The organism is Methylobrevis pamukkalensis (assembly GCF_001720135.1).
Lineage (GTDB): Bacteria > Pseudomonadota > Alphaproteobacteria > Rhizobiales > Pleomorphomonadaceae > Methylobrevis > Methylobrevis pamukkalensis.
In genome coordinates this window covers 1-8,430 of record NZ_MCRJ01000144.1, presented here as the reverse complement: position 1 = coordinate 8,430, position 8,430 = coordinate 1, and the positions used below count along the sequence as shown (strand labels likewise).

Here is an 8,430-nt window from a genome sequence, read left to right as displayed (position 1 = left end):
CGAACGCGGGAACCCAGCGGTCGGCAAGGGGAAGGTCAAGCAATCGGAGCAGCGGAGGCCCTTCTGGCCCCTACCACGCCCCTCTCCACCCCTCCTCCCGCGGACGGATGGGTTCCCGCGTTCGCGGGAATGACGATGGAGAGTTGCGGGAAAAATCTCATCCGCAAAGGCTCACCCCGGCGCGCGGGACCGTGCCCCCCCTCACTCGCTCAGCGTTTCCTTCACCGTCGTCGCCAGCTGCTTGAGGCTGAAGGGTTTCGGCAGGAAGTTGAAAACCTCGTTTTCGGGGAGGTTCTTCTTGAAGGCGTCCTCGGCGTAGCCGGAGACGAAGATGATCTTGAGGTCGGGGCGGGTCTTGCGCAGTTCGCGCAGGAGGCTCGGGCCGTCCATCTCGGGCATCACCACGTCGGAGACGACGAGGTCGATGTCGCCGCCGGTCTGCTCCATCACCTCCAGCGCCTCGGCGCCGGTGGAGGCCTCGTGCACGGTGTAGCCGCGCGAGACCAGCGCGCGGGCGGCGAAGGCGCGCACGGCCTCCTCGTCCTCGACCAGCAGGATCGTCGCGGTGCCGGTGAGATCGGACAGCGGCGTCTGCTCGGGCAACTTCTTGGGCTGCTCCTCGGCCAGCGGGATGTGGCGCGGCAGGTAGATGCGGAACACCGTGCCCTTGCCGACCTCGCTTTCCGGATAGATGTAGCCGCCGGTCTGCTTGACGATGCCGTAGACGGTGGAGAGGCCGAGGCCGGTGCCCTTGCCCACTTCCTTGGTCGAGAAGAACGGCTCGAAGATCTTCTCCATCACCTCGGGCGGCATGCCGGTGCCGGTGTCGGTCACCTCGATCAGCACGTAGTCGGCCGGCGGGAAGCCCTGGTAGTCGAGCCGCTCCGCCTCGGCGGCGGTGATGTTGTGGGTGGTGATCGACAGGGTGCCGCCACGGGGCATGGCATCGCGGGCGTTGACCGCGAGGTTGATCACCACCTGCTCGAACTGGTTGAGGTCGGCCATCACCGGCCAGAGGTCGCGGCCGTGCAGCACCGACAGCTCCACCTTCTCGCCGAGCAGCCGGTCGAGCAGGATGGTGAGGTCGGCGATCACGTCGGCCAGCACCAGCACCTGCGGGCGCAGGGTCTGGCGGCGCGAGAAGGCCAGCAGCTGGCGGACGAGACCCGCCGCCCGGTTGGCGTTCTGCTTGATGTTCATGATGTCCTGGAAGGACGGGTCGGTCGGCCGGTGGTTGGCGAGCAGCAGGTCCGAGAAGCCGATGATCGCGGTCAGCACGTTGTTGAAGTCGTGCGCCACGCCGCCGGCCAGCTGGCCCACCGCCTGCATCTTCTGGCCCTGGCTGAACTGCGCCTCCAATGCCCGCTGCTCGGTGGTCTCGATCGCGTAGACGACCGCCACCTCGCCGTCGCCGGCGCCCTCCTCCACCGAGGAGACGAAGAAGCTGGCGCTGCGGTTGCGGTCGCCGGGCATGGCGACGTCGATCGGCGGGATCTGCCCCTGCCCCGCGGCCGCGGCGGCCAGCCCCTCGGCCAGCGCCGGCCGGTCGCGCTCGGCGACCACGTCGACGAGGCGGCCGAGGCCGGAGCGCGGGTCGTTCTTCACGAAGCCGGCGAAGAGGCGCATGAACGGCGCGTTGGTGCGCCCGATCCGGCCTTCCTTGTCGACGCCGGCAATGGCGATCGGCGTGTTGTTGAAGAAACGGGCGAACCGCACCTCGGCCGCGCGCAGCGATTCCGACACGTCCTCGCCCGGCGAGCGGTTGATCACCAGCGTGCGGCTGTCGCCGACGCCGCCGTCCGCCCCGACCGGCACGCGGTGGATGAGCCGCACCGGCAGGCTCTGGCCGTTGTGCTTCATCAGGTCGAGGTCGATGATGCCGGTCTTCACCTCGCCCGGCGCGCCGTGGACGCTTTCCAGCAGCACCGCGCCGTCGCCCTGCACGATGTCGGCGAGGCGCACGTTGCCGTCCTCGACCTCGGCAAGGTCGAAGCCCAGCCAGTCGGCCAGCGTCGCGTTCATGTAGACGATCCGGCCGAGCGGATCGGCCGAGAAGAAGCCGGCGGGCGCATGGTCGAGGAAGTTGACGGCGCGCTGCAGCGCCTGGAAGCTGTTTTCCTGGGCGTCGCGGTCGCGGGTGACGTCGGCCACCTGCCAGACGCTGAGCGACCGGTCGCGGCCGATGCCCGGCAGCGGACGCACGCGGATGCGATACCACCGCGCGCTGCCGTCGCTGCGGCCGAGCGCATGGGCGCGGCGCACCTCCTCCTCGGCGCGGCGCCCGGAGCGGGCCGCCTGCGCGAGGCGGAAGATCACGTCGGCCGCGTCCGGCTCGGACGAGAACACCCGCTCGACCGTGCGCACCTCGCTCGGCGCCTCGGCGCGGATCAGCCGGGCATAGGCGGTGTTGGCGTAGACGATGCGGCCTTCCAGGTCGGTGACGCAGATGCCGTCGCTCATCGTGTCGAGGAAGCGCCGGGCAAGGCCCTGCCCGTCGGTCTGCGAGCCGAAGCGCAGGAGGCCGATGGCGCCCGCGAACAGCGAGAACACGCCGACCACCGCCAGCAGCCCGAGCAGGCCCATCACATAGGGTTCGGCCGAGGCGCGGTCGAGAATCGCGAACACGCCGGCCGCGGTGACGAGCGCGACCGCGAGCAGCACCAGAAGGCCGACGTTGCCGGTCTTTGCCGAACGGTCCACCACCGCCGGCTCGACCGTCGGCAGGCCATCCGACTCACTGCTCTCGCTCATGGTTCCCATTCCGCTCGTTGGCCCAGCCCGTCCACCGCTCCGCACCCGCGGAGCATGTCCCATCGAGCCTCAGGTCCCGCCTCGCCGCATCATCGTGAATCGGCAAGAATTCGGGGAATCTTCGCCATGTCCGCAGCTATAGCAACCCCCGGCGAAGCGGGGGAGCGTTCCGCAGCCACAATTTCCTCGCCATGGCGGAAAAAGCACGCCCGATCCCCCGGAAACCGCGCGCGGCGCGAACCATGCCCCCTGCCGGACCGTTCAGGACACGACGCGGCGCGCATGCAGGAAGGACAACAATGACGGACATCAGGGTGATCTGCGCGATCGGCAGGAGCGGACAGCTCGGCCTCAAGGGCGGCATGCCGTGGGAAGGGCAGCCGGAGCGTGCCTTCGGTGACGACGTCGCGCGCTTCTTTGAGGTCACCCGCGGCCATGTCATCCTGTCCGGCCCCCGCACGTATGCGTCCATGCCGGATTTCGCACGCCGCGACCGCACCGTCGTCGAGGTGCGGTCACACGAGGATCCGCAATCCGTCCTGTCGCGCTACATCGGCCGGGTGGTCTACATCGGCGGAGGGCCGTCCGTGTGGGCGGCTATGCCCGTTTCGTGGACCATTGGGACGTCACGATGCTGCCCTATGACGGCGAGGCCGACCGATGGTTCGATCCCGCCTGGCTTCTTGCCGGCGGAAGTCGGACCGACCGCGCCGGAACCATGCCCGCGGCAGGCGGCGTCACTGCCGTGCCTTGAGCCGCATCACGTAGCCGATCACCTCGGCCACCGCGCGGTAATGCTCTTCCGGAATGCTCTCGTCGACATCGACGGTGGCAAACAGCGCGCGAGCCAGCGGCGGATTCTCGACGATCGGCACCTCGTTTTCCTCGGCCAGCGCACGGATGCGCAGCGCCACCGCGTCGGTGCCCTTGGCCACGCACAGCGGTGCCTCCATGCCCACCTCGTATTTGAGGGCGACGGCATAGTGGGTCGGGTTGGTGACCACCACCGAGGCGGTCGGCACCGCCGCCATCATCCGCTTGCGCGAGCGTTCCATCCGGATCTGCCGGATCTTGGCCTTGATTGCCGGATCGCCCTCGGACTGCTTGTACTCCTCCTTGACCTCCTGCATCGACATCCGCTGGCGTGTCATCCAGCGGTGGCGCTGCCAGAGGAAGTCGGCACCGGCGATCAGCGCCAGGATCGCCAGCACGGCCGTGATCATGTCGAGCGACAGCGCCTGGGTGATGCCGAGGATCTGCACCACGTCCATGTTGATCATCGGATCGAGCAGCCGGTGCTGCGGCCACAGGACCAGGAACAGCACCGCGCCGACCAGGGTCATCTTGATCAGACCCTTGACGAAATTGACCAGCGCCTCGGCCGAGAACAGCCGCTTGAAGCCCGCCACCGGCGAGACCTTGGAGAATTTCGGCGTCAGGCTTTCCGACGACAGCACGGGCCGGTGCTGGATCATGTGCCCGGCCACGCCGGCAATCAGCAGCATCAGGAACGGCAGCAGCAACGCGGCAAGGATCGAGCCGCCGAGTTCCGCCCAGAGCTGGACCAGCGCGCCGCCGTCGATCCGCAGCTCGCCCGCATGCTCGAGGATGCCCGCCATCGGCCCCAGCAGGTCGCGCGCGGTGCCCGAGGCGCCGAAGGCGATGATCATCGTCACCGCACCCATGGTGCTGAAGACGACGATCTCCTGGCTCTTGACGACGTCGCCCTTCTCGTGGGCCTTCTCGAGTTTTCGGTGGGTTGGTTCTTCTGTCTTTTCGCTGCTGTCCTGCCCCTCGGCCATGGCGTCACCTCGGCACGAGGCGCATGAGACCGCTCTCGAGATGTCCGAGATAGGCGGTGACCATGGTCATCAGGAGCAGGGCGAACAGCATCATGCCGACGAAGATCGTCACCGGCATGGCGAGGAAGAACACCTGAAGCTGCGGCATCAGCTTGGCGAGCAGGCCGAGGGCGAAGTTGAAGACGAGGCCGAACACGATGAAGGGCGCGGAGATCTGCACCGCGACCACGAACACCCCGGCGATCGTCGAGGTCGCCATCCGCGACATGTCGCCGATCGGCATGAAGCTGCCGGGCGGAAACACCCGGTAGCTGCCGGCAAGGCCGGCAATGGCCAGATGGTGCAGATCGGTGACGAAGATCATCGTGATGCCGACGACGCCGAGGAAGCTGCCGAGGATCGCGCCCTGCGCGCCGCCCATGGTGGGGTCGACCGACTGGGCGAAGCTGAGGCCCATCATCTGCGCGATGATCGCACCCGCCGTCTGGGTCAGCGACATCAGCATGCGCATCAAGAGCCCGAGGCCGAGACCGACCAGCACCTCGCGGATCATCGCCATCATCAGCGCCGGCGGGTTCTCGGCGAGGCCGGCGGGCAGCGACGGCGCGGTCAGCGGGTAGAACACCAGCGTCAGCAGCAGCGCCAGCGCCAGCCGCACGTTCATCGGCACGCTCTGCTCGCCGAGCCCCGGCATCAGCATCACGAGCGTGCCGATCCGCGCGAACAGCACGAGGAAGACAACGGTGATGTCGGGAAGAACGTCGATGGTCATCGTCCGGCCCTCGCTGCCGCCGCGCTCAGCTGGCGATGATCCGCTCGGAGATGCGGACCATGAAGCCGTTGAGGGCGTCGCTCATGAAGGGCAACGTGACCAGAAGGGTGAGAAAGATCGCGATGATCTTCGGCACGAAGACGAGGGTCATTTCCTGCACCTGGGTCAGCGCCTGGATCAGCGCGATCACCACGCCGACCACGAGGCCGACCACCATCACCGGCGCGGAAATCTCCACCGTAACCCAGAGAGCATCGCGGGCAAGATCGAGGGCTTCGGGACCCGTCATGGTTCAACTCCGCCCTGCCTGCCGGATCCGCCGCGCGCCGCGTCAGATCGGCATGCGCATGATTTCCTCGTAGGCCGAGATCACCCGGTCACGGACCGACACCATGGTGCCGAGCGCGACCTCGGTCTCGGCGACGGCGGTCACCACGTCGACGATGTCCGCCTTGCCGTTGACCAGCGCCGCCTGCTTCATCTCGCTGGCGTTGCCCGTCTCGACGACGCTCTGCATCTGGTTGCGGAGCATGTCGCCGAAGCCGCCGAGCGCATCGGCCTTGGGGACGCCAGTCTGCGCCTGCGGATCGCGATTCGCCAGCTTGGAGACCATCTGGTAGGCGTTTGCCGCGCCGACGGGGGTGGTGAGCGCCATGGGTCGTGTCCTTGATTGCCTGCCGGATCGTCGCTCGCCGGGTCATCGCAGGACTGCGATCCCGGGCGTCGATCCCAGCTCGTGAGTCTCAGCCCTTGAGAATGTCGATGGTCCGCTGCAGCATCTGCCGCGTGCTGCTGACCACGTTGAGATTGGCCTCGTAGGTGCGCTGCGCCTGACGCATGTCCACCGATTCGATGATCGACGAGACGTTGGGATACTTGACGTAGCCCTTGCCGTCGGCCGCCGGGTGGCCCGGCTCGTAGCGCACGTTGAAGTCGCTGCGGTCGTCGGCGACCTTGCCGAGGCGCACGACCTCGGCGCCGAGTTCCCGGTCGAAGCGGTTCACCACGGTCGGGATCTTGCGGCGATAGGGATCGGCCTCCGGCCCGCGCGCCGCCGAATCGGCGTTGGCAAGATTCTCGGCGATGATCCGCATCCGGCCCGACTGCACCTTCAGGCCCGCGGCCGAGATCATCAGCGACTTCTGGAAGTCCATGGTTCAGTTCCCCCGCCCCGTTCAGCCCCGGCCGATCGCCGTCTTCAGGATGCCGATGCTGCGCTGGTAGAGCGAGGCGGCGACCTGGTAGTCCATCTGGTTTCCGGTGACCTTCATCATCTGCTCTTCGAGCACGACGCCGTTGCCGTCGGGCGCACCTCGTAGCCGGCGACCCGCTCCTGCCGGTAGGCGGAGCCCGCCGTCAGCGAGGCGATCGCGATGTGGCCGGGCGCCGTGACCGCCGGCGTCACCCCGACCTGCGCGCCCGTGGCCTGCCCGGAGCCGGCCTGACCGGACGTGGCCACCATCCGGAAGAAGTCCGGCTGGTCGAGGTCGCGTGCCGTGTAGCCCGGTGTCTCCGCATTGGAGACATTCTCGGCGAGCACCTGCTGACGCGCCTCGTGAAACATCATCTTCTCGCGCATCGCGCGAAAGATCGGCAGATCGGTGAGCGCCATTCCAGCCATTCTCCCGGTTGCGGTCCGCCGATGCGGCCCGTTCCGATCCGAACCGCCCGGCAGGCCGGGCGGAGGCGACGTCCGGGAAGACCGCGTCCTGCGCCCGTTCCGCCCTGTCGGTAGGCAATATCTGCCGCCTCGATGGTTAACGACCGGTTAACGCGGCCTCCGCACCACGGCCATGAGCGACGGAAAACGCCGGTTTTCCGGTGAAATCAACAGGAAGTCGCCGCTGGAGCCTTGCCATCGCGCAATTCAACTCGGCAAAGTTTGCCGTGGGCATTAAGATCATGTCTCGAATTTCGAGATTCGATCCGGCCGCACAGGGACCTCCTTGCGGGTGTCATCGGGCGCATCTCGCCACAAGACAGGATCAACGCGTGGATCTATTCGGTTCTGAAGCCCTCAGGCTCGTCGTCGCCCTGGTCATCGTTTCGGCACTGATCGTGCTCGGCTCCTGGCTGGTGAAGCGGTTTGCCGGCGGGCGGATCGTCACCGGCGTGCGCGGCCGCCAGAAGCGGATCTACGTGGTCGAGGCGACCATCGTCGACGCGCGGCGCAAGCTCGTGCTCGTCCGCCGCGACAACGTCGAGCATCTGGTGCTGATCGGCGGCCCCAACGATCTGGTGATCGAGCCGGCCATTGGCCGCCAGCCGGCGCCACCGCCGGCGCGGCGCGCGCCTGCGCCAGGTTCGGTGCAGGCCGCAGGCGCTGGCCCAGGTCCGCAACGCGACGAGCCGCTGCCGCCGGTCGTGGCCGCGCCCCCGCCGCTGCAGGCGCCGATGCCCGTGCCTGAAGCCGCCGTCGACCCGGTGCGCCCGACGATCGCGCCTCCCGTCGGTCCGCCGCCGGTGAACAAGCCGCAGGGCCGGGACTTTGCCCGCCCCACGCCGAAGGAACTCATGCCTCCGGGGCCGTTGGCATCGCAACCGCAGCCGGAAGAACCCGCGCTCGGCCGCGGCGGCCCGCCGCCGCGCCAGCCTGAGAGCCGCCCGGCACTTCGCCCGATCGAGCGTCCCGCGCCCGCTCCGGTGCCGGAACCGATGCGTGCGCCGATGCCGCCGGCGATGCCGCCGGCGATGCCGGCCGCCGAGCCGGCGCGTACCGAAGCGCCTCGCCCCGATTCCGGGCGCAAGGCCACGGCCATCGCCCAGGACCGGATTCTCTCCGAGCCCGAGCCGGACCCGTCGCACCCTTACGTTCCGCCGGCCGCGGTGAAGCCGCAGCGCGCCGCCGAACCGGTCGCGACCCAGCCGATTCTTCCCGCCGAGGCCGATCTGGCGGCGGCCGAAAACGCCAGCGTGAAGCCGCCGCGGCCGGAGCCCGCCGCCTCCGCGCCGGACACCGACACGGATCCGGCCTTCGACGATCTCGCCCTGCGTCTTGACGAGGCCCTGCGGATCGACCTGCAGCGGCCGGCGCCTCCGCCCGCACCGCCCCGCAAGCGCGAACCGCTCTCGTGGATGCGCCCCTCGCGCGGCCCGGCCGCCCAG

8 protein-coding genes and 1 pseudogene are annotated in these 8,430 nt (G+C 68.6%); 2 read left to right on the top strand and 7 right to left on the bottom strand.

The features are described 5' to 3' along the window. Positions 1-201 precede the first annotated feature (201 nt). Positions 202-2,751 carry a cell cycle histidine kinase CckA gene (gene cckA, locus A6302_RS18075; RefSeq protein ID WP_069308207.1) on the bottom strand — a complete coding sequence of 850 codons (2,550 nt, stop codon included), beginning with the start codon at positions 2,749-2,751 and terminating at the stop codon, positions 202-204. Between the two features lie 299 nt (positions 2,752-3,050). On the opposite strand from cckA, the pseudogene A6302_RS18070 reads away from it, so the two are divergent. Next, positions 3,051-3,505: pseudogene (locus A6302_RS18070) on the top strand (dihydrofolate reductase). Here the strand turns inward: A6302_RS18070 and flhB are convergent. The 6 genes from flhB to A6302_RS18040 form a co-directional block, all read right to left on the bottom strand. Beyond that, positions 3,489-4,553 (bottom strand): flagellar biosynthesis protein FlhB, encoded by a 1,065-nt coding sequence (gene flhB, locus A6302_RS18065; RefSeq protein WP_069308206.1) that lies wholly within the window; start codon positions 4,551-4,553, stop codon positions 3,489-3,491. The pseudogene A6302_RS18070 and the gene flhB overlap by 17 nt on opposite strands. A gap of 4 nt (positions 4,554-4,557) precedes the next feature. Next, entirely contained in the window at positions 4,558-5,325 is a 768-nt protein-coding gene (gene fliR / locus A6302_RS18060) for a flagellar biosynthetic protein FliR (RefSeq protein ID WP_069308205.1), read from the bottom strand. Between the two features lie 25 nt (positions 5,326-5,350). Beyond that, entirely contained in the window at positions 5,351-5,614 is a 264-nt protein-coding gene (gene fliQ, locus A6302_RS18055) for a flagellar biosynthesis protein FliQ (RefSeq protein ID WP_069308204.1), read from the bottom strand. A gap of 42 nt (positions 5,615-5,656) precedes the next feature. After that, on the bottom strand, positions 5,657-5,980 hold the full coding sequence (fliE, locus tag A6302_RS18050; protein ID WP_069308203.1) for a flagellar hook-basal body complex protein FliE: 324 nt from the start codon (positions 5,978-5,980) through the stop codon (positions 5,657-5,659). An 88-nt stretch (positions 5,981-6,068) separates the two neighbouring features. Further along, positions 6,069-6,479, bottom strand: coding sequence for a flagellar basal body rod protein FlgC (flgC, locus tag A6302_RS18045; RefSeq protein ID WP_069308202.1), 411 nt, complete (start codon positions 6,477-6,479; stop codon positions 6,069-6,071). Positions 6,480-6,595: 116 nt separating this feature from the next. Continuing rightward, positions 6,596-6,937 (bottom strand): hypothetical protein, encoded by a 342-nt coding sequence (locus A6302_RS18040; protein ID WP_342586301.1) that lies wholly within the window; start codon positions 6,935-6,937, stop codon positions 6,596-6,598. Between the two features lie 380 nt (positions 6,938-7,317). Between A6302_RS18040 and A6302_RS22405 the strand changes: the two genes are divergently transcribed. Beyond that, positions 7,318-8,430, top strand: a 1,113-nt coding sequence (locus A6302_RS22405) for a flagellar biosynthetic protein FliO (RefSeq protein ID WP_069308201.1), incomplete at its 3' end; no start/stop codon positions are given.

What these genes read in the sequence shown, in the direction of transcription:
- cckA (WP_069308207.1), bottom strand. Translation starts at nt 2,751, where the DNA reads ATGAGCGAGAGCAGTGAGTCGGATGGCCTGCCGACGGTCGAGCCGGCG.
- flhB (WP_069308206.1), bottom strand. Translation starts at nt 4,553, where the DNA reads ATGGCCGAGGGGCAGGACAGCAGCGAAAAGACAGAAGAACCAACCCAC.
- fliR (WP_069308205.1), bottom strand. Translation starts at nt 5,325, where the DNA reads ATGACCATCGACGTTCTTCCCGACATCACCGTTGTCTTCCTCGTGCTG.
- fliQ (WP_069308204.1), bottom strand. Translation starts at nt 5,614, where the DNA reads ATGACGGGTCCCGAAGCCCTCGATCTTGCCCGCGATGCTCTCTGGGTT.
- fliE (WP_069308203.1), bottom strand. Translation starts at nt 5,980, where the DNA reads ATGGCGCTCACCACCCCCGTCGGCGCGGCAAACGCCTACCAGATGGTC.
- flgC (WP_069308202.1), bottom strand. Translation starts at nt 6,479, where the DNA reads ATGGACTTCCAGAAGTCGCTGATGATCTCGGCCGCGGGCCTGAAGGTG.
- A6302_RS18040 (WP_342586301.1), bottom strand. Translation starts at nt 6,937, where the DNA reads ATGGCGCTCACCGATCTGCCGATCTTTCGCGCGATGCGCGAGAAGATG.